The 21029-nt window shown below is 63.3% G+C and carries 20 protein-coding genes; 18 read left to right on the plus strand and 2 right to left on the minus strand.

Annotated features, from left to right (window positions below; genetic code table 11):
* Positions 1–10 precede the first annotated feature (10 nt).
* From mtnA to QA635_RS15430, 3 genes are all read left to right on the plus strand, one after another.
* The gene (mtnA, locus tag QA635_RS15420) at positions 11–1111 is read left to right on the plus strand and encodes an S-methyl-5-thioribose-1-phosphate isomerase (protein WP_283070084.1); all 1101 of its coding nucleotides are present in this window, start codon (positions 11–13) and stop codon (positions 1109–1111) included.
* 76 nt (positions 1112–1187) lie between these two features.
* The gene (locus tag QA635_RS15425) at positions 1188–1730 is read left to right on the plus strand and encodes a tripartite tricarboxylate transporter TctB family protein (protein ID WP_283070085.1); all 543 of its coding nucleotides are present in this window, start codon (positions 1188–1190) and stop codon (positions 1728–1730) included.
* A 16-nt stretch (positions 1731–1746) separates the two neighbouring features.
* Positions 1747–3258: a tripartite tricarboxylate transporter permease gene (locus QA635_RS15430; RefSeq protein WP_038380818.1), complete on the plus strand. Its 1512-nt coding sequence runs from the start codon at positions 1747–1749 to the stop codon at positions 3256–3258.
* Between the two features lie 56 nt (positions 3259–3314).
* On the opposite strand, the gene QA635_RS15435 is transcribed toward QA635_RS15430, so the two are convergent.
* Positions 3315–4508 (minus strand): CaiB/BaiF CoA transferase family protein, encoded by a 1194-nt coding sequence (locus tag QA635_RS15435; RefSeq protein WP_028343110.1) that lies wholly within the window; start codon positions 4506–4508, stop codon positions 3315–3317.
* A 299-nt stretch (positions 4509–4807) separates the two neighbouring features.
* On the opposite strand from QA635_RS15435, the gene QA635_RS15440 reads away from it, so the two are divergent.
* The 7 genes from QA635_RS15440 to QA635_RS15470 all read left to right on the plus strand — a co-directional run bounded on the left by QA635_RS15440 (position 4808) and on the right by QA635_RS15470 (position 12630).
* Positions 4808–6361, plus strand: coding sequence for a lipopolysaccharide biosynthesis protein (locus QA635_RS15440; protein ID WP_283070087.1), 1554 nt, complete (start codon positions 4808–4810; stop codon positions 6359–6361).
* Positions 6362–6363: 2 nt separating this feature from the next.
* Complete coding sequence (gene asnB / locus QA635_RS15445; protein ID WP_283070088.1) at positions 6364–8202, plus strand: asparagine synthase (glutamine-hydrolyzing); 1839 nt, start codon at positions 6364–6366, stop codon at positions 8200–8202.
* Positions 8203–8205: 3 nt separating this feature from the next.
* Positions 8206–9300, plus strand: a complete 1095-nt coding sequence (locus QA635_RS15450) for a glycosyltransferase family protein (RefSeq protein WP_283070090.1) — start codon at positions 8206–8208, stop codon at positions 9298–9300.
* 147 nt (positions 9301–9447) lie between these two features.
* A complete protein-coding gene (locus QA635_RS15455; protein ID WP_283070092.1) occupies positions 9448–10290 on the plus strand; it encodes a methyltransferase domain-containing protein in 843 nt (280 codons plus the stop codon).
* On the plus strand, positions 10287–10856 hold the full coding sequence (locus QA635_RS15460) for an acyltransferase (protein ID WP_283070093.1): 570 nt from the start codon (positions 10287–10289) through the stop codon (positions 10854–10856). Before QA635_RS15455 ends, QA635_RS15460 begins: the two co-directional genes overlap by 4 nt.
* A complete protein-coding gene (locus tag QA635_RS15465; RefSeq protein ID WP_283070094.1) occupies positions 10846–11697 on the plus strand; it encodes a class I SAM-dependent methyltransferase in 852 nt (283 codons plus the stop codon). Before QA635_RS15460 ends, QA635_RS15465 begins: the two co-directional genes overlap by 11 nt.
* Positions 11698–11712: 15 nt before the next feature.
* On the plus strand, positions 11713–12630 hold the full coding sequence (locus tag QA635_RS15470) for an NAD-dependent epimerase/dehydratase family protein (RefSeq protein ID WP_341850425.1): 918 nt from the start codon (positions 11713–11715) through the stop codon (positions 12628–12630).
* On the opposite strand, the gene QA635_RS15475 is transcribed toward QA635_RS15470, so the two are convergent.
* Positions 12597–13070 (minus strand): hypothetical protein, encoded by a 474-nt coding sequence (locus QA635_RS15475; RefSeq protein WP_283070096.1) that lies wholly within the window; start codon positions 13068–13070, stop codon positions 12597–12599. The genes QA635_RS15470 and QA635_RS15475 overlap by 34 nt on opposite strands.
* On the opposite strand from QA635_RS15475, the gene QA635_RS15480 reads away from it, so the two are divergent.
* The 8 genes from QA635_RS15480 (at position 13065) to QA635_RS15515 (ending at position 21028) form a co-directional block, all read left to right on the plus strand.
* Entirely contained in the window at positions 13065–13811 is a 747-nt protein-coding gene (locus QA635_RS15480; protein ID WP_283070098.1) for a glycosyltransferase, read from the plus strand. The two genes, QA635_RS15475 and QA635_RS15480, sit on opposite strands and share 6 nt — an antisense overlap.
* 170 nt (positions 13812–13981) lie before the next feature.
* Positions 13982–15796, plus strand: a complete 1815-nt coding sequence (gene asnB / locus QA635_RS15485) for an asparagine synthase (glutamine-hydrolyzing) (protein WP_283070100.1) — start codon at positions 13982–13984, stop codon at positions 15794–15796.
* Between the two features lie 8 nt (positions 15797–15804).
* Positions 15805–16881 carry a glycosyltransferase family 4 protein gene (locus QA635_RS15490; protein ID WP_283070102.1) on the plus strand — a complete coding sequence of 359 codons (1077 nt, stop codon included), beginning with the start codon at positions 15805–15807 and terminating at the stop codon, positions 16879–16881.
* Positions 16878–18095, plus strand: coding sequence for a glycosyltransferase family 4 protein (locus QA635_RS15495; protein WP_283070104.1), 1218 nt, complete (start codon positions 16878–16880; stop codon positions 18093–18095). The genes QA635_RS15490 and QA635_RS15495 overlap by 4 nt, the downstream gene beginning before the upstream one ends.
* Before the next feature lie 139 nt (positions 18096–18234).
* Complete coding sequence (locus QA635_RS15500) at positions 18235–18873, plus strand: winged helix-turn-helix transcriptional regulator (RefSeq protein WP_229190134.1); 639 nt, start codon at positions 18235–18237, stop codon at positions 18871–18873.
* Between the two features lie 5 nt (positions 18874–18878).
* Entirely contained in the window at positions 18879–19388 is a 510-nt protein-coding gene (gene nusG, locus QA635_RS15505; protein ID WP_283070106.1) for a transcription termination/antitermination protein NusG, read from the plus strand.
* Positions 19389–20438, plus strand: a complete 1050-nt coding sequence (locus QA635_RS15510) for a Gfo/Idh/MocA family oxidoreductase (protein WP_283070107.1) — start codon at positions 19389–19391, stop codon at positions 20436–20438.
* On the plus strand, positions 20435–21028 hold the full coding sequence (locus tag QA635_RS15515; protein WP_283070108.1) for an acyltransferase: 594 nt from the start codon (positions 20435–20437) through the stop codon (positions 21026–21028). Before QA635_RS15510 ends, QA635_RS15515 begins: the two co-directional genes overlap by 4 nt.
* Position 21029 lies beyond the last annotated feature (1 nt).

The following is a 21029-nucleotide window of genomic DNA, read 5'->3' on the forward strand; positions in this document are numbered from 1 at the left end:
GGCGTAGGACATGAAAGTCGATGGACGACATTTTCGCAGCATCTGGCTCGAGCCCGACGGCTGGTCGGTCGGCGCGATCGATCAGCGCCGGTTGCCGCATGAATTCATCGTCGCCAAACTTACCACAGCGGACGAGGCCGGCGAGGCGATCCGCTCGATGCTGGTCCGCGGCGCGCCGCTGATCGGCGCGACCGCAGCCCATGGCGTGGCGCTTGCGATGCGCGCCGATGCCTCGGATGCGGCGCTCGAGCGCGCCGGCAAGATGCTGCTTGCGACCCGGCCGACCGCGGTCAATCTGAAATGGGCTGTTGACGAGATGCAGCGCGCGCTGGCGCCGCTCGCGGCTTCGGCCCGCGCCGAGGCGGCCTATGCCCGCGCGCGCGAGATCGCCGATGAGGATGTCGAGATCAACCGCGAGATCGGCCGTCACGGGCTCGGCCTGATCGAGACGATCGCCGCGACCAAGAGGCCGGGCGAGGTGGTGAACATCCTGACGCATTGCAACGCCGGCTGGCTTGCAACCGTGGATTGGGGAACGGCGACATCGCCGATCTACCAGGCGCATGATCGCGGCATTCCGGTCCACGTCTGGGTCGACGAGACGCGTCCGCGCAATCAGGGCGCTTCGCTCACCGCCTGGGAACTCGGTCACCACGGCGTGCCGCACACCGTGATCCCCGACAACACCGGCGGCCATCTGATGCAGCATCGGATGGTCGATCTCGCGATCGTCGGGACCGATCGCGTCGCCGCCAATGGCGACGTCTGCAACAAGATCGGGACCTATCTGAAAGCGCTCGCGGCCCGCGACAACAGCGTGCCATTCTATGTTGCGCTGCCGTCACCGACCATCGACTTTAGTATCGACGACGGCGTCAGGCAGATTCCGATAGAGCAGCGCGCGGCCGCCGAGGTGACGCACCTCACGGGACGTACGGCGGATGGCCGGATCGAGACCGTGCGCGTGGTTCCGGACGGCTCGTCGGTTGCCAATTTCGGCTTCGACGTGACGCCGGCGCGGCTTGTGACCGGATTGATCACCGAGCGCGGCGTTCTCAAGCCGGAGCGTGCTGCACTTGCGAGCGCCTTTCCCGAACGTTCCACTGTTTAGCTGAAGGCTGCATTGACGGTGGTTGCATCAGCACGCTATCCCAATCGTTGCCCTCGCAACCCAGACCGTCTCATCCATGTCCAATACCGAACTTGAGATCGTCGTCGACGATCCGACCGCCCCTGAAGATAACTCGCCGGCGGTCGTCAGCACCGGCGTCGTCGACGTCGTCGTGTCGCTGCTGTTGCTTGCGCTCGCCGTGGTGCTCGGCTGGGACAATTGGCGCACCGGCGCGTCGTGGGACTCGACCGGTCCGCAGCCGGGCTATTTTCCGTTCTACCTCTCGGTCATCCTCGGCGGCGCCAGCCTCTATGGCCTGGGTGCGGCCTTTGTCTCGCGCCAGGAGGCTGCCGAGACCTTTGTCACCCGCGCCCAGCTTCGCCGGGTGATGGCGGTGTTCGTGCCGACATTGCTGTTCTGCCTCGCCACCCAATATCTCGGCCTCTACGTCGCGAGCTTTCTCTTGATCGCGGGCTTCATGCGCCTCGTCGGCAAGATCGCGCTGTGGAAGTCGCTGCTCACCGCCTTTGTCTTCACCGCCGCAATGTTCGTGACCTTCGACATCGCATTCGACGTCATCATGCCGAAGGGGCCGCTCGAAGCGGCTCTCGGCCGCTAGCGAACCGAGTCGAACCATGGAAGCTTTCGGTCTCCTGCTGCACGGCTTTGCCGTCCTTTTGACGTGGAAGACGCTGCTCCTGATGATGGTCGGGCTGGTGCTCGGTATCTTCGTCGGCGTGCTGCCCGGGCTTGGCGGCCCCAACGGCGTCGCGATCCTGCTGCCGCTGACCTTCACCATGGATCCGACCTCCGCCATCGTGATGCTGTCGTGCATCTATTGGGGCGCGCTGTTCGGTGGCGCCATCACCTCGATCCTGTTCAACATCCCGGGCGAAGCCTGGTCGGTCGCGACCACCTTCGACGGCTATCCGATGGCGCAGCAGGGCAGGGCGGCGGAAGCGCTCACCGCGGCGTTCACCTCGTCCTTTGTCGGTTCGCTGGTCGCGGTGCTGCTGATCACCTTCCTGGCGCCGATGATCTCGTCGTTTGCGCTGAGGTTCGGCCCGCCGGAATTCTTCGCCGTCTATCTCCTGACCTTCTGTTCCTTCGTCGGCCTCGGCCGCGAGGCCAAGCACAAGACGGTCATCTCGATGTCGCTCGGGCTGCTGCTCGCCGGCGTCGGCATGGATACGGTGTCCGGGCAATTGCGCATGACGTTCGGCTCCGCGGAGCTCCTGCGCGGCATCAACTTCCTCGTCGCTGTCATCGGCCTGTTCGGCATCAGCGAGATCCTGCTCACGATGGAGGAGCGCCTCGCGCTGCGCGGACACGCGGCCGGCATCAGCCTGCGCGTCGTGCTCTCGGTGTGGAAGGACCTGCCGAAATACTGGGTGACGCTGCTGCGCTCGTCGGTGATCGGCTGCTGGCTCGGCATCACGCCGGGCGGCGCGATCGCGGCCTCCTTTATGGGCTACAACCTCGCCAAGCGCTTCGCCAAGGATCAGGAGAGCTTTGGCAAGGGCCGGATCGAGGGCGTGTTCGCGCCGGAGACCGCCGCGCATGCCTCAGGCACCTCGGCGCTGTTGCCGATGCTGGCGCTCGGCATTCCCGGTTCGGGGACCGCTGCGATCCTGCTCGGCGGCCTGATGGTGTGGGGCCTCAACCCGGGGCCGCTGCTGTTCGTCGAGCACAAGGATTTCGTCTGGGGCCTGATCGCCTCGATGTATCTCGGCAATGTCGTCGGCCTGGTGCTGGTGCTGACCACGGTGCCGATCTTCGCCTCGATCCTGCGCGTGCCGTTCGCGGCCGTAGCGCCGATGATCGTGGTGTCCTGCGCGATCGGCGCCTATGCGATCCAGAATGCGATGTTCGATATCTGGCTGATGCTGGGCTTCGGTGTCGTCGGCTACGTCTTCAAGAAAATCGGGATCCCGCTCGCGCCGTTCACCCTCGCATTGGTGCTCGGCAACCGCGCCGAGGATGCGTTCCGCCTCTCGATGATCGGCTCCGGCGGCGACATGAAGGTGTTCTGGTCGAACGGCCTGGTCGGCACCATCACGACGCTGGCGATCGTGCTGCTGTTCTGGCCGGTGATCGACAAGGCGTTCGTCGGGCTCGGACGAATGCTGCGGCCTGCGCGGGCGTAGTGGCGGTCCGGGATCTGGCGACCTCGAACCGCTAGGGCGTTGGTGGCTTGATACCGTCAAACCACCTTGCGCTGACGGAGCTCGGCGATCTCATCCTTGCCGAAGCCGAATTCGGCCAGTAGCTCTTCGGTCTGCTCGCCGAACTCCGGCGGCCGGGCGGCCATCCTGCTCGGCGTCCGCGACAGCGTCACAGGCTGGCTGACCAGCTGGATCTGCCGGTTCTCGTCATTGGGCACGTGCTGGGCCATGCCGAGATGCTTGACCTGGGCATCCTCGAACATCTGGTCGATGGAGTAGATCGGCCCGCACGGCACGCCGGCGGCGTTCAGCTCCTGTACCCAGGTCTCGGTCGATTTCTTCGCGGTCAGCGCGCCGATCCTGGCATTCAGCGCGTCGCGGTTCTTCGAGCGCGCCGGCGCGGTCGCGTAGTCTGGGTCGGTGATCAGCTCGGGCGCGCCGATCGCCTGTGCACAACGCTCCCAGATCCGCCCGCCTGTCGTGGCGATGTTGATGTAGCCGTCGGAGGTCTTGAACACGCCGGTCGGGATCGAGGTCGGATGGTTGTTGCCCGCCTGCTTGGCCACTTCCTTTTCCATCAGCCAGCGGGCCGCCTGGAAATCCAGCATGAAGATCTGGGCCTGCAGCAGCGAGGTCTGCACCCACTGGCCTTCGCCGGATACGTCGCGCTCCAGCAGCGCTGTGAGGATGCCGATCGCACAGAACAGACCCGCGGTAAGGTCGGCGACGGGAATGCCGACCCGCATCGGTCCGCCGCCGGGCGCGCCGGTCACCGACATCAGGCCGCCCATGCCTTGGGCGATCTGATCGAAGCCAGGGCGCTTGTGATAGGGGCCGTCCTGACCGAACCCGGAGATGCTGCCATAGACGATCCGCGGATTGATCTTGCGGATGCTCTCGTAATCGATGCCGAGCTTGGCCTTGACGTCCGGCCGGAAGTTTTCGACCACGACATCAGCCTGTTCGGCCAGCCGCTTGAACACCTCGAGCCCCTTGGGGTCCTTGAGGTTCAGCGTCATTGCGCGCTTGTTGCGATGCAGGTTCTGGAAATCGGACCCGCCGCGCGGGCCGCCCGGCTGCTCGCCACCGCCGTCCTCCAGAAGCGCATCGATCTTGACGACATTGGCGCCCCAATCGGCGAGCTGACGCACGCAGGTCGGCCCAGACCGGACCCGGGTCAAATCCAGCACGGTGAAACGGGACAGGGCTTGGGATGCGCGGGGAAAGGGCATTGAGACACCTCTTGTTGGGCGGGCTGCCCGGGGGCTTGAGCCCATCTGCCATAGACAATTTGGCAGGCCTTTCCAACTGTTACCCGGATCACAAACAGGGCCGGAAACAACCAGCCATGGTTCCGCGGAGATCGGCTCCTGCATTTGCCGCGGCCCTGGCCCGGACCCACGCCTCCCCGCCGTCCGCCAACCCTCGACAATCACCGCGCCGGCTGCTAGCCCGTCGCCATGCCGAATGGGGTTTTGCCCTTACGGAAGAGGCACTTGAGGCGTATCGGAGCGATGGACCGAAAGCGGGCATGGCGGTGAAAAAGGGTCCATCCCATCTGCTCGGTAACTCGGCATGGAACGCGACCGCCTTCGCGGTCGCGGTGCTGCTCAATCTCGCGATCCTGCCGTTCGTGATTTTCCGGCTCGGTCTCGCCGCGTTCGGCGTTGCGGGTCTGGTGACGGCCTGTGTCGCGCCGGCGCTGATGTTCAGCAATGCGCTCGGCCTTTCGACGGCGCGCGAGCTCGCGCAAAGGTTGGAACCGTCCGACCGCGACCAGGCGCGGCGATTTTTCGCGACCGCTCTCGCGCTTGCCATCGTCTTTGGCGGCCTGATCGCGGCGTTGCTTGCCTTTGCCGGCGCGCCGCTCGCACGACTGGGATTCCACCTCGGCGGCCCTGCCGCCGACGACCTCGGGCTCGCCTTCGCATTGGCCGGCGCCGGTTGGCTGTTCCAGTGCCTGTTCGCCGTCTTCCTCTCGTTGTTCACGGCGCGTCAGGACTATCGGCGGATCGCGTCGATCAGCATCACGGGCACGGTGGTGACGACGATGTCGATGCTGCTGCTGATCCCCTACGCGCCGCGTGCCTCGACCTTCCTCGGCTGTCAGGCCTTGGGCTTTGCAACAAATCTCGTGATGGCGTTTGCCTGGTCGCGCCACGCCATCAGTGACTGGCTGGCACGGCCGGCGCTCGATCGCGGTGCGCTGCGTGCGCTGGTCAAGCTTGGCGGTTGGCAGTTCGCGGCGCAAAGCGGCGCGCTGTTCGCCGGGCAGGCGGACCGCTATCTGCTCGGCGCTCTGCTGCAGCCGCAATTCGTCGGCTTCTACAGCGTCGCGCAGCGGCTGGAGGAGGCTGTCTATATCGGTGTGCTGAAGATCGGCGAGATCTTGTTCCCGTTCTTCAGCACCCTGCAGAGGGAGGATGACGATCGCAAGGTCGACCTCCTGCTTCGCTCGTCCTGGATTCTCAATGTGCTTGCCGCAAGCGCGCTGGGCGGCCTGATCCCGGTCGCAGGCGCGTTGTTGCATCGATGGACCGGCGCCGAGGTCGCCGCCGAGGCCCAGCTGGTGCTGGTGGTGCTCGCGATCAGCGGAATATTGGGGTCCAGCGCCAATGTGTTTGCGTTCTATCTGCTGTCGCAGGGGCGCTCCAGTTCCAACGCGTTGATCTCGCTCGTCACGGGCATCTTCACGCTGGCGACCAGCGCCGTCGCGTTGCCGTATTTCGGCTGGCAGGCGGCCGGATGGAGCTCCTGCGTCGGGATGGTCGCCCAGATGGTGATCACCGTGCTGTTGCTGCGGCGAACCTTCCGCCTTTCAGGTATGTGGTCACGGATGTTGCATTTCGTATTGATTCCGCTTGGCACGGGAGTAGCCATCGCGCTGGCGCTGCGTTCGCAGCTCGGCCACGCGTCGTTCGACCACGCGCCGTCATGGTGGTATGTGGTGTCGCTCTACGGCGTGTCGGCGGCGGCGATTTTTGTTGCCGCCGTCGCGATGTCGCAGCTCGGTCCCTATCGCGCCGTGTGCTGGCGGGATCTCCGCGTCATCAGCAGTCGCTTCCTACCCTTCAAGGCCATTTAGACATGTGCGGCATCGCAGGCATCGTCAATCTGCGCGGCGCTCCCGTGGAGCCGGTCGACATCTCGCGGCTCACCAATTTGATCGCGCATCGCGGTCCGTTCGGCGAGGGCACCTGGTTCAACGCCAAGCGAAACGTCGCCTTCGGCCATCGTCGGCTCGCCATCATCGATCCCGGTGAGGGCGGCTATCAGCCGATGGTGTCAGGCGATGGCCGCCATGTGATCGTCTACAACGGCGAGATCTACAACTTCCTCGAATTGCGCCGCGAGCTCGAGGCGAAGGGCGCGGTTTTCCGCAGCCAGTCCGATACCGAAGTGATCCTTGCCGCCTGGCAGGCATGGGGCGAGGACATGCTGCTGCGCTTCAACGGCATGTGGGCGCTGGCGATCTACGACACGGCCACCGATGATCTGTTCCTGGCGCGCGATCGCTTCGGCATCAAGCCGATGCTGTATGCGCTGTCGTCCGAGCGGTTCGTGTTCGCGTCCGAACAGCGGGCGCTGGCGCGGAGCGGGCTGGTCGAGACGTCGCTCGATGTCGACGTAGCGCGGCGGCTGTTGCTTGACCCGTTCGGGATCGAAGGCAGCGAGCGGACGCTGTTCGCGCAACTGCGCCGCCTGCAGGGCGGCCACTGCATGTGGTTGCGCCAGGGGCGTGTGCAGGTGCGCCGCTGGTGGCGGACCGTGGATCACCTGCCGGCGATCCCGGATACCGAGGCCGAACGCGTCGAACGCTTTCGCGACCTGTTTCAGGATTCCGTCGCGCTGCGGATGCGCAGCGACGTTCCGATCGGGACCTGCCTGTCCGGCGGCTTCGATTCGTCTGCGGTGATCTGCGCCATGGCGACCCATGAGAAGGCCGGCATGGGGCCGCGTGACTCGACCGCCTGGCGGCACGCCTTTGTCGCGACCTTTCCCGGCGCGAGCAATGACGAGCGGCCGATGGCGGAGGAAGCGGCCGCGTGGGCCGAGGTGGCACCGAGCTTTCTCGAGATCGGGCGCTCCGACGCGCTCACCGACCTTGACCGCATCCTCGACGACAATGACGACGTCTATATCGGGCTGCCGAGCGCGCCGTGGCTGATCTATCGCGAGCTCCGGCGCCAGAACGTCACCGTGTCGCTGGACGGCCATGGCGCGGACGAATTGATGGGCGCCTATCTGCAGGAAGGACAGTCGGCCGCATTCCGGATCCGGAACGCAGCAGCCGCGCTCACCTCACGATCGCAGCTGGCGCAGCGCGGCATCGACTTCTTGCGCGCGCAGATGATCAGGCGCGAGGGGCACTACTTCCTGCGCGGAGGCGCTACGGCCGCGCCCGCGCCGCTGCCGCTGGTCGCCGAGGACGACGAATTGCCTGATGCATGGGGTGCGTTGAACCGGCGCCTCTACCGCATGTTCCATTCGACCACGCTGCCCACCATCCTGCGCAATTTCGACCGGCTCTCGATGGCGCACGGGATCGAGGTCCGCATGCCGTTCATGGACTGGCGGCTGGTCACCTACACGATGGCGCTGCCGGAAACGAGCAAGTCGGCGGATGGCCTGACCAAGGTGGTGGCGCGGCAGGCGATGGCGAACCTGATGCCCGAAACCATCCGCACCGCGCGCCGCAAGGTAGGCTTCAACTCGCCGATGCCGGAATGGCTGAACGGGCCATTGGCGGGCTGGACGGCAGAGCTGCTCGATCGGAATGTTCCGGCTTTCGCCGAGTTCGTCGACGAAACGCCCCTTCGAAAGGCGGTCGGCCGCTTGACGGCGTCGCAGAGCTGGGATTGGAAGAGCGTTGGCCGGATCTGGCCTTACTTGAACATGAAATGGATGTTGGCAAGGTCCGCGTAACCAATGCGTCTGTTCCAGAATAGCGGTCTCTATCCGTCCTATTTGCCGAGGCTGAACCAACTCGCGGCAAAGGCGTCAAGTTTCGACGCGCGCCGCGACGTGTTCCTGCATGACCGGTTTGGCGCCGCGCATTTTCTCAAGCCCGTGCTCGACGGCGCAGCGCAAGCCTTCTTCACGAATGGCGACGATGAGGTGCTGCAGCGCCAGTGGGCACGTGAGCAGGGCATGAAGGAAGCGCCGACGCTCGAGGCCATTCTGCTCGCGCAGATTGAGCATCACAGAACCGAGGTGTTCTACAATCTCGATCCGGTGCGCTATCCGAGCGCGTTTGTCGCCAAGCTTCCCGGCTGCGTGAAGAAGACGCTGTGCTGGCGCGCCGCGCCTTCCGGAAATGCCGATCTCACCGCCTATGGCGCGGTGCTTGGAAACTTCCCCTCGATCCTCGAGGCGTGGCGCACCAAGGGGTGCCGGGCGGAGCTCTTCTTTCCCGCGCTCGACCCTGTCATGGAGCAGTACGGCCACGGCGAACGGCCGATCGACGTGGCGTTTGTCGGTGGATATTCGCGGCATCATAGCGCGCGGGGCAGGACGCTAGAGCAGGTCGCCGCGCTGGCAGCTGATCGCAAGATAGTGTTCTGCCTCGATGCGTCGCGGCTGACACGGCTTGCTGAAAGCGCGGTCGGTCGATTGCTGCCGCTGCGCAAGCACCGGCGCCCCGACGCCATCGCGCGAATCGCGAGGTTGCCGCTGTTCGGCAGGGACCTCTACGAGCTGTTCGGATCGGCGAAGATCGTGCTCAACGGCGCGATCGACATGGCCGGCAACGATCGCGGCAATATGCGCTGCTTCGAGGCGATGGGTTGCGGGTCGCTGCTCGTGTCGGATGCCGGCAACTATCCGGAGGCGATGCAGGACGGCGTCACGATGCGCACCTACGACGCTCCCGAACGGGCCGCCGAGGCGATCTCACGCAGCCTGCAGGATTGGCCTCAATGGGCTGGGATCGCCGCCTCCGGCAGGAGCCGCGTGCAGGAGACCTACAGCAAGGCCTCGCAATGGGCGCAGTTTATCGACCTCGTCGCGCGGATTGAGCCGTGATAGAGCGTTTTCGAGCGAAGTGGGCGCCGGTTCGCGCAGGGAAAATGCGTCAAAACAACAATCTGGAGCCCCGTTCCGATTCCATCGGAACGGAAAAGGCTCTAGACGGTGCACAGGGCCGGCCAGCGGGCGGGCGATCGGGCCGAGATGATGTCTGCAAGTGACTTGATCCATCAGCTGAAATGGGTGGCCGACGGGCTCGCCGTGCCGCTGTTCAAGCTGCGGCCGCGGCCGTTCGGCCCGGGCTATCAGACGGTCAAGCGCGATACCATCACTGCGGCCATCGATGCGGGCTTGCTTCAGGCAGGAAAGGAGCTTCCGCCTGGCTACGGCGTCGCCATGGACGAGCGCGTGGTGGAATATCCCTGGGTCTATGCCCGATTGAACAATGTCGGCAAGATGCTGGACGCGGGATCGACGTTCAACCACGATTTCCTGCTGCAGCGTCCGCCGTTGCGCGGCGCGGATCTCACCATCATGACGCTGGCGCCGGAGAAGCGGTGCTATTGGCATGACGGCTACTCCTATGTGTTCGGCGATCTTCGCAACACGATGTTCAGCGATCAGGTCTTCGACACCGTCGCCAGCATTTCGACGATCGAGCACATCGGCCTCGACAATCAGATGCTGTACACGGGCGATCCGCGCGACGCCGAGACCGATCGCGACGGCTTCGTTCCGGCGGTGCGGGAGTTCAAGCGCATCCTCAAGCCCGGCGGGACCTGCTTGATCTCGGTGCCGTTCGGCAAGCGCGACAATCTCGGCTGGTATCAGGTGTTCGATCTTGCCATGATCGAGCGGATCATCGAGGCATTCGGCGCGACATCTCACCATGTCGATTATTTCGGCTATTCGCGGCAGGGCTGGTCGCGCCGGAGTGCCGAGGCGCTCGCCGACGCGACCGTTTTCGACGTCCATACCGGCAAAGGGCAGGGCAATGACCTTGCGGCGTCGTCGCGCGCCGTCGCTTGTCTGCAGTTGACGGCATGAATGTCGATTACCTGATCCAGCGCCTGATCGGTCGCGCGACTTGCCGGCTGCAGCCGGACGCGGCGCTCGGCCGCTATGCCAGGATCAGAAACATCCGCGGCGATTCCGACAAGATCATCGTGGGCCGCAATAGCCGCATCCTGGGTGAACTCCTGACCTTCGCGCATGGTGGTGAGATCAAGATCGGCGAATGGTGCTATGTCGGAGAAGGAACCCGGATCTGGTCGGCGGCGTCGATCGAGATCGGCAACCGCGTCCTGATCTCGCATTCGGCGAATGTCTTCGACAATCTCACGCACCCGCTGCGGGCGGCCGAGCGGCACAAACAGGTCCAGCAGATTTTCACCCGCGGGCATCCGAACGATATCTCGCTTGATGAGAGTCCGGTCAAAATCTGCGATGATGCCTGGATCGGCGCGAGTGCGATGGTCTTGCGCGGTGTGACGGTGGGCCAGGGCGCTATCGTCGCGGCCGGCGCGGTCGTGACCAGGGATGTCGCGGCGTTTTCGATCGTGGCGGGCAATCCGGCCGTATTGGTGAGGGAGCTTGGGCCCGATGAACGGTGAGCGCAAGTTTACCACCTGGGAGGACGCGGTGGTCTGGCTGCGCAATCAGCCGGACCAGCGCCAGCTTGTGCTCGATGCATTCTACGACGATCCGCTGGCCGAAGCTGCCGAACGCTATTTCCGGAGCTCCGAGTGGCAGGCGGTCGCTTCGCTGCTGGCCGGCCGGTCCGGCACCGCGCTCGATGTTGGCGCCGGTCGCGGCATTGCGAGTTACGCGCTCGCCCGAACCGGCTTTGCCGTGACGGCGCTCGAGCCGGATCCGAGCGCAATCGTGGGAGCGGCGGCGATCCGCGATCTGGCAGGGCAGACGCAACTGCCGATCCGGGTGGTCGAAGAGTTTTCCGAGCGGCTGCCGTTCGCCGACGCGGCGTTCGATCTCGTCTTCGCCCGCGCCGTGCTGCACCACACGCGCGATCTCGAGGGAGCATGCCGGGAGATGTTTCGCGTGCTGCGGCCCGGTGGCATGCTGATCGCCGCGCGCGAGCATGTCATCAGCAACGAGACGGACCTTCCCCAGTTCCTCGCGCAGCATCCGTTGCATCATCTTTACGGGGGCGAGCATGCGTTCCTGCTCGATCGCTACACCGGCGCGCTGACCGCCGCAGGCTTTTCCGCGATCGACACGCTGGCGCCGCTGCAAAGCCCGATCAACCTGTTTCCCTATACGCTGGAGACCCTGAAATCGGCGATCGTGACCAGGTTGACGCAAAAGGTTCCGGTGGCGCCGCTGTGGCGAACCGCGTTTGCGTCACGCCTTGTGTTCGGCTCGCTGCTGTCGATGGCGGAACGCTTCGACAATCGACCGGGCCGGCTCTACTCCTTTGTCTGTCACAAGGCCTGAGCGATGATCGTCTGGGTGACAGGCGCGAATGGGTTCATCGGCCGCCATCTCGTGCATGAGCTGGCGGGAGCGGGCCATGCGGTGCACGGCGTCGGGCACGGCGCACTCGATGCAGCGGAATCCCGGCGGCTTGGTTTGCAGAGCTGGATCAACGGTGAAATCGACGCGGCCAATCTCAACGCGCTTGCCGCCGCGCACGGGCTGCCGGCGCAGATCTTTCATCTGGCTGGCGGATCGTCGGTCGGCATCTCGATCGAGCGGCCGTTCGAGGACTTTTCGCGGACCGTGGCGAGCACCGCGCGGCTGCTCGAATGGCTGCGCGGATCCGCGCCGAACTGCAACGTGATCGCGGCGTCAAGTGCGGCCGTCTATGGAGCCGACCATGTCGGCCCGATCGCTGAAAGCGCGATCACAACTCCGATGTCGCCCTATGGGCGGCACAAGTTGATGATGGAGCAATTGTGCGGGAGCTACGCGCAGTCGTTTGGCATCCGCTGTGCGATCGTGCGGCTGTTCTCGGTCTATGGACCCAATTTGCGCAAGCAGCTGCTCTGGGACATCTGCTCGCGGCTGGCGGCCAAGGAGCAGGTGCTCACGCTTGGCGGGACCGGCAACGAAATCCGCGACTGGACCGACGTGCGTGATGTCGCAAGGCTGCTCGCAAGCGTCGCAGCGCCGTCGTCGCCGGCGGCCTTCCGGGTCATCAATGGCGGGTCGGGCCGCGGGACCAGCGTTGCCGATATCGCAGCCGGTCTCATCCGGCAGTGGGGCGGCAATACCGTTGTGCGGCACTCGGGCGTAAGCCGGCCCGGCGATCCCCTGAGCCTGTTGGCCGACGATGCCGTGCTGCGTCAGATAGGGTTCGATTGGCGCATTCCGCTCGATCAGGGCCTTGCCGACTACGTGGCCTGGTTCAAGGGGCAGGCTTCGTGACGCCCCGCCCATTGCGGTTCGCGTTCAGTCACATTTCGCGACGGCTTTGGGCCGGCGGCTACAATTATCAGCGCAATCTGTTTGCGGCGCTTGCCAGGTTTCTGCCCGGCGAATTCGTTCCGATTGTCTTTGCCGGGAACAGGGCCGAGCAGAGTGAGCTCGCGGAGCTTGCCGCAATACCGAGTGTCGAGGTCGTTCGATCGGACGCGTTCGATGGACAGCCAGGGTTGGCCGCGGCACTCGGGCTTGGTCTGGATCGCGGCGCCGCAGCGGCGTTTCGAGGCGCCGGGATCGATGTCGTCGTCGAATCGGCACGTTTCTTTGGTTGGCGGCTCCCGCATCCGGCAGTGGCATGGATTCCGGATCTGCAGCACCGCTCTCTGCCGCAGCTGTTTCCAGCGACGGCACGCTGGCGCCGCGAGCTTGGCTTTCGCATGCAAATCGCCTCGGGCCGAACCATCATGCTGAGCAGCGAGAGTGCGCTGCGGGATTTCAAGGCCTATTATCCAGGCGCAGGAAACCAGGTCTGCGTCGTTCGCTTCGCAACCCAGCCGCCGGCCGCGTTCCTGAACACGGACCCGGCGGGAGTGATCGCGGCATATAATCTGCCGGCGAACTATTTCTATTTGCCCAATCAGTTCTATCGCCACAAGAACCACCAGCTCGTCGTCGACGCCTTGACGATCCTGAAGGGGCGGGCGATCGACGTGGTGATCTGTGCATCCGGCAGCAAGGAAGATCGGCGCGAGCCGGGCTATTATGATCTGGTCAACTCCGAGATCCAGAAGCGCGGCCTTGAAGCGCAGTTCCGCCACCTCGGTGTTATCCCGCTGCCGCATGTCTACGCGCTGCTGCGCGCTTCAACCGCACTGATCAACCCATCGCGCTTCGAGGGCTGGAGCACCACCGTCGAGGAGGCGAAGTCGTTTGGCGTTCCGATGATCCTGTCGGACATCGACGTGCATCGGGAGCAGACCGCGGGTAGCGCCCGCTATTTCGGCGTCGACGATCCGGTCGCGCTGGCAGACCACCTGATGCAGGCCGCGCAGGAGGCTCACGGGCCCATCATTCGGAACGTCGTCCCGCACCAGGACGACAATGTCAGCGCGTTCGCAGCGAGTTTTGCGGCGACAATGCGACAGGCTGAAGGTCAGGATCTCGGTGAACCGATCGAAAGATAGACGGTAAGTCAGCTCGCGCGATCGCTCCTTCACCCGGTGAGGTTGACGTTCATCGCGTGAACGGGTTAGAGGTGAGCTCAGGCGCCGGATGGGATTTCAAGCCATAGCGGCTCGAATGCGTTTCCTGTCGCATTGTCCACGAAACCCAAGCGGATATAGGTCAGTCACTCGTGTGCGGCATATTCGGCCTAGTCGCCAAGAACGGGCTCGTTGATGCTGATCAAGTCGATCGACTGACCGATCTCGTCGCTCACCGCGGTCCGGACGGGCGCGGAGTGCGGGTCAATGGCGCGGTCGGGTTGGGGCACCGGCGGTTAGCCATCATCGACTTGACCGACGACGGCGCGCAGCCGATGCGCGATCGACTGCTCCCGATTTGGATCACCTACAACGGTGAGATCTACAACTATCTCGAGCTTCGTGCAGAACTCGAAGCGCTCGGTCACGTCTTTCATACCGCCTCCGACACCGAGGTCTTGCTGGCCGCCTATGTCCGCTGGGGCGAGAAGTGCCTCGACCGCTTTAACGGCATGTGGTCGTTCGCGATTCACGACGAGCGCGACAATACGCTGTTCTGCGCGCGCGATCGTTTTGGCGTAAAGCCGTTCTACTTCGCAAATACGGCGACGCAGTTCGCGTTCGGCTCGGAAATTCGCCAGCTGCTTCCCCTGATCGGGCGTTCGATCGCGGACGACGATCTCGTCAGGGATTTTCTCGTCTGCGGTTTGAGCGATCACACCAGCCGGACCTTCTTCAAGGGTATCGAGAAGCTGCCGCCCGGACACAAGATGCGCGTCGACGTGTCGACAGGCCGGATCGAGATCCAGCGCTACTATTCGCTGGCGCCTCGTTTGGCCGTGGCGAACGAACAGGATGCGGCCAAGTTGCTGGCGGAGCTGCTCGACGATGCGACGCGCCTGCGTCTGCGCTCGGATGTTCGCGTCGGAACCTGCTTGTCGGGAGGTTTGGACAGTTCGAGCGTCGCGACGCTGGCCGCAAGGCACTACGCGTCGTCCTCCAATGGTCGCTTCTTTGCCATCACTGCGGTGAGCGAGCAGGCGGCGAACAACGAGGAAGCGTACGCGGCCGACGTCGTGGAAAAGGCCGAGCTGAACTGGTTGCGCACCAAGCCGAGCTATGAGGATTTCGCATCGACTGCGGAAGCCTTGCTCGAGGTGCAGGAAGAGCCGTTCGCAGGCCCCTCGATTATGATGCAATACGAGGTGATGAAGACGGCGCGCGCGAACGGCGTGATTGTGCTGCTGGATGGTCAGGGGGGCGATGAGACGCTGCTGGGCTATCATCGCTATTATGCGGCGTGGCTCCGCGACCAGCTGGATCGCTCCGGTGTGAGGGGATTTCTCACCGCCTTCCGCGCGGCTACACAGGCTGGCATTTCGGCTCAGCGCTTGCTGATGTACCTGTTTGGCGCCAGTTCGGCGGTGCTGAGGGCCACATTCTACCGTTGGCGATACGCCTTCCTGAAGAACCCGGACCTGCCGGAGTGTCTTCGCCGTTTTGCGCGGGAGACGCGGGACGCGCAGGAAATGCAGGTACTGGAGATCACGGAAACCAACCTGCCGATGCTGCTTCGTTTCGAGGACAAGAACTCGATGCGGTTTGGGATCGAGACGCGATTGCCGTTCCTGGATTACCGATTTGTTGAGTTTGCGTTGAGCTTGCCGACGCGCATCAAGTTGAACAATGGGTGGACGAAGTGGCCGCTTCGTGCAGCCATGCAGGAGGTTCTTCCGGCCAGCATCTCCTGGCGCAAGGACAAGATCGGTTTCGCCGCGCCCGATCGGCTATGGCTCAACCGACACTCGCCTGCAATGTATGAAAAGGTGGCCGGCAGCGCACTGCTTGCTCGGTACGTGAACATGGCTGCGGTGAAGAGGAAATTTCACCGGCTCGACCTCGGAATGCGCTGGCGGCTCTATTGCGTGGCGCTTTGGGCTGAGCGCTTTGGGGTTGAAGCCCCATGAAGATTTGCATGTTGTCGAGTGTCCATTCGGCCGATGACATTCGGATTGTCGAGAAGGAGGCGCGGAGCCTTTCCGAGGCCGGTCACGACGTGACTGTCGTGGCGCGATCACCCCGTCCGAGCGATCCAGGTCGCATTGAATTCAAGTTGATCGAGGTGCCGCCGGTTCCCCGATGGAAGCGCCCGTGGGTCGCGGGACGAGCGGCGCTTGCGCTTGCCCGCGCGACCGGCGCGGATGTCGTGCAATTTCACGATCCTGAGCTGATACCGTTCGCGCTGCGGCTGAAGAGCCGACGTTGCAGGGTGATCTACGACGTCCACGAGGACGTGCCGGCGGACATTTATTCCAAGAAGTGGATACCTCGGTGGATGCAGCCGATTGTCGCATTCGGTATGGAATTGGTGGAGCGGAAGACGGCGTGTCGGTTCGATGCCATCATCGCGGCGACACCGGCGATTGCGCAGCGTTTTCGTGACTTTGGCGCGGCCGTGACGCTAGTCCGAAATAGCGTTCGGTTGAATGAGTTTATCGAGCCGACTGATAACGCGCCGAGAAAGAGACAAGCGGTCTATGTAGGGCATGTGAGCTTTAATCGGGGGCTTGTTGAAATGGTCGAAGCCTGTGAAGCGGCTGGTTTGCCGCTGGTCCTGGCGGGGAGTATCGGTGTGGCCGAAGCTGACTGGTTGAAGTCGGTGTCTGGTGACGTCGTTCACCGTGGAAAATTGGATCGATCCGAGATCGCTACTCTGCTTAACGAGAGTCTAATCGGACTATGCCTCTTCCATCACGAGCCCAATCACCTTCATGCCATGCCAACGAAGATCTTCGAGTATATGGCTGCGGGAACGGCGGTTATTACCAGCGACTTGCCAAGATCGAAAGAAATCGTCGAGGCGGCCGGCTGCGGATTCTCGGTGTCTCTGGATGACAAAGATGAACTAGTGGAGCGTATCGCATTGCTAGCGGGAGAACCTGAACAAGCGATCAAAGTGGGGCAAGCAGGTAGAGTAGCCGTTGTCAGAGACTACAATTGGCAGCATGATGCGGCCGAACTGAAAAATCTCTACGAGAAGCTCGCGTCATGAACATTTGGCTGCTGCATCCCTTTGCAGGGGGGCCGGCCCTGGGGCGTCATTGGCGTCCGTTCTGGCTTGCAGACGCTTGGCGAAAGATGGGGCATCGGGTGTTGGTGGTCAGCGCCGCCTTCCATCATCTGCACAGGGAGCCACGCGTACCGGGACCGCAGTGGATCAATGACGTCGACTTCTGGTTTCTCGACACACCGCGCTATGGCAATGGCAGCTTGGGGCGGCTTCGCAACAACCTGAGCTTTGGGCCAGCCTTCCGCTCCGCAGCGCCTGCAATCGCCGCGCAGTTCGGTAAACCGGATCTGATGATTGCGTCGAGCCCGCATTTGTTCTTCATCTCGGCGGCAGATCAGATCGCGCGGCAGTTCGGTGCCAGGTTCTGGCTGGAGGTCCGCGACCTCTGGCCGGAGAGCATCGTGGCGCTTGGAATGACGCCCGCCTGGCATCCGCTGATGAAGGTGCTCGGCTGGAAGGAGCGCTCGGCCTATCGCGCGGCAGATCGCGTGATCTGTCTGCTGGCCGGAGCTGAAGCCCATATGCGCGCGCGTGGCCTGCCGTCTGGCAAGTTCATGTGGATCCCCAACGGAGTGTCCGACGGTGAAATACAGAGCGCGCTGACGATCGAAAATCTGGCTCACCCTCTGATCGATCGCATTAATCTGCTGAAGCGGCAGGGCAGGCGCGTCGTTCTCTACGCCGGCGGCATGGGCCCGCCAAATGCCGTGGAGGCCATTCTCGACGCTGCTTCCATCCTCGGCAAAGCAAACCCCGAGATCCATTTCGTGATGATCGGTTCAGGCACTTCGAGGGAGGCGTTGAGACAGCGGGCGGCCACGCTTGCCAATGTGGAGTTTCATGATGAAGTCGATCGATCGGTCGTGCACGGCATGCTGCATGCCTCCGATTGCGCGGTCGTGGCCTTCCACAAGAACGCGCTCTATCACCATGGCATCAGCCCCAACAAGCTGTTCGACTACTGCCTGTTCGCGCCGCGCAGCGTCATTGCCTGCGAAGAGCGGGCGCTTGCCGGCCTCGAGGATTTGGTGACCGCGCGATGCGCGCCGAACGATCCCGGTGCGCTCGCTGCGTCCCTGCGCGCCGCCCTCGACGGTCCAGCGCGTCCACTGGGCGATCGAATAGCTGTCGCGCGGCAATACAGTTATTCAACGCTCGCGGCGCAATATTTGGCCACCCCCCCTGATCGGGCCTGAAGTGTGGCCATTGCGACACATTGGCTTGATTAAAAATTCCTTTGCAATCAGTTAGTTGCGGCGTTCATCGTATGAACGAATTCGCTTGACGTTCATTGAGTGAACGCGCTATCAGCCTCTCCCAGTGGGGATAGGTGTGATGGCAGGCATTCTACCGACGGATGAGAATGACAGCGACCGGCTCGTGCTCGGCCTGCTCACCTCCCTCGAGGCGGATGGTGCGCAATCGCAGCGGCGGATCGCAGCCGAACTGGGCGTCGCGCTCGGCCTAGTCAACGCTTACCTGAAGCGAGCGGTCAAGAAGGGCTTCGTCAAGGTCGGGCAGGCGCCTGCGCGGCGATATGCCTACTACCTCACGCCGCAGGGCTTCTCCGAGAAATCGCGGCTGACCGTTCAATTCCTTTCGGACTCCTTTTCGCTCTTCCGCAAGGCGAAGGACGAATATGGCCGGCTGTTTGAACGCGCGCAGGCGCGTGGCTTCAGGCGGGTTGTGCTCGCCGGACAATCGGACCTTTGCGAAATCGCGATCCTGTGCGCGGTCGACGGGCCAATCTCGATCCTTGCTATCGTTGATCCCGATGCAACCGCGACGCGGTTCATCGGCGTCAAGGTGGTTGCCTCCTATGCGCTGGTGGACGAGCCGTTTGATGCGGTCGTTGTGACCCATTTGACGGGCGCTCGAAGTGTATTCGACCAGGCCGTCAGCAATTTCGGGGCAGAGAAAGTGCTCGCGCCAGACCTGCTGGGCTTGCGTCCGAAGCAGTCGCTGGGAGCGTGATCGCCATGGAGTCCAGTTCCCGCTGGTACGTCGTGCGGACACAGGTCAATGCCGAGGCAAAAGCGGCGGCTGGCCTCGTGCGGCAGGGCTTCTCCACCTACCTCCCCCGTTATCAGAAGCGCCGCAGTCATGCGCGGAAGGTGGAGTTTGTGCCGCGACCGCTATTCCCGCGCTACCTCTTCGTCGCGATCGACATTGCGGCCCAGCGGTGGCGCGCGATTCAATCGACGCTCGGGGTTTCACATCTCGTGTGCGTGGGAGACCGGCCGGCCGCGGTGGAAAATGGCGTCATCGATGCCTTGAAATCGCGCGAGGATGAAACCGGATTCGTCGCCCTTGCGCGCAGGCCGGCGTTCTCGCCGGGCGACACGGTGCGAATCGTCGAGGGTGCATTCGTCGACAGTCTTGCGCTCGTGGAAGATGCCAGCGATCACCATCGCGTGGCGGTTCTATTGAACTTGTTGGGCCGAAAGGTTCGCGTTCTCGTCGGGGCGGATCTCATCGCTGCGGCTTGAGTGCGTCTGCCGCCTGGCAGGCGTGATGGATTATTTTGGCTTGGGTGTGACGCTCGATTCACCCCGAGTGCGGTAGCTTGCCTAAATCAGAAGCTCGAAGAGAGGAATTTCATGACGATCTACGCGCTGATCGGTGCCGCCGGCTACATCGCGCCGCGACACATGCGGGCAATGGCCGATACCGGCGGAAAGCTCGCTGCGGCCTACGATCCAAATGACTCCGTGGGAATCATGGACAGCCATTTTCCCGATGCCGAATTCTTTACGGAGTTCGAGTTGTTTGATCGTCATGTCGGTGCGTTGCAGCGCGACGGCAAGAAGATCGACTACATGACGATCTGCTCGCCGAATTACCTTCACGACGCGCACTGCCGATTTGCGCTTCGCTCCGGGGTGGATGCTATCTGCGAAAAGCCGCTGGTCCTCAATCCCGGCGACATCGACGGGCTGGCGGCGATCGAGCGCGATACCGGCCGGCGCATCTCCACCATCCTGCAGCTGCGGCTGCATCCGGCGATCATCGCGCTTCGGGATCGCTTCGCGAAATCACAGAGGCGCCACAAGGTCGAGCTTACCTACATCACGTCGCGGGGACGCTGGTATCACGCCTCCTGGAAAGGTGCCGAGGCGAGATCCGGTGGCGTCGCCACCAATATCGGAGTGCACTTCTTCGATATGCTGAGCTTCGTGTTTGGACCCGCCAGCCGCAACGAGGCGCATCTGCGCGAGGCGGAGCGGGCGGCCGGCTCGCTGGAGTGCGAGCGCGCCGATGTCAGCTGGTTCCTGTCTCTGGACCGCAACGACCTGCCGGACAGCGTGAAAGGCAAGAAGACGACCTTTCGCTCGATCACGGTCGACGGTGAAGAGGTCGAGTTCTCCGAAGGCTTCACCGATCTCCATACCAGAAGCTACGAGGAAATCATCGCCGGCCGAGGCTTCAGCCTGGACGAAGTCCGCCCCTCGATTGATATCGTCTCCACCTTTCGGACGGCGCCGATCGTTCGCAGCAATGGCGTTCACGCGTTTGCCCAGAAGGCGATGCACAAATGAGCGGGATGCGCGAAGATCCGCGCTTTCCGGGCGTATTGATCCATCAATCCAGCTACGTCGACGACGGCGCAGTGCTTGGACGCGGCACCAAGGTCTGGCACTTCTGCCACATCCTGCCGCGCACGCTCATCGGTGAGAACTGCTCGATCGGCCAGAACGTGATGATCGGCCCCAATGTTAGGATTGGAAACGGCTGCAAGATCCAGAACAACGTCTCGATCTATGACGGCGTCGAGCTCGCCGACGACGTGTTTTGCGGCCCGAGCTGCGTCTTCACCAATGTCAACAATCCGCGTGCCGACGTTTCGAGGAAGGATGAGTTTCGCAAGACGCCGATCGGGCGCGGGGTGAGCATTGGCGCCAATGCGACCGTCGTCTGCGGACATTCCTTGGGTGACTACTGCTTCATCGGGGCCGGTGCGGTGATCACGAAGGATGTCCCGGCATTTGCGCTGATGGCGGGTAATCCAGCACGACGAATTGGCTGGATGAGCAGAGCAGGCGAGCGGCTGGGCAGCGATTTGGTGTGCCCGCGCACTCACCGTCGCTATGAACTTCAAAATGAAGCGTTGGTAGAAATCGAGGATTGAA

Source organism: Bradyrhizobium brasilense, assembly GCF_029714345.1.
Taxonomy (GTDB): Bacteria; Pseudomonadota; Alphaproteobacteria; order Rhizobiales; family Xanthobacteraceae; genus Bradyrhizobium; species Bradyrhizobium australafricanum.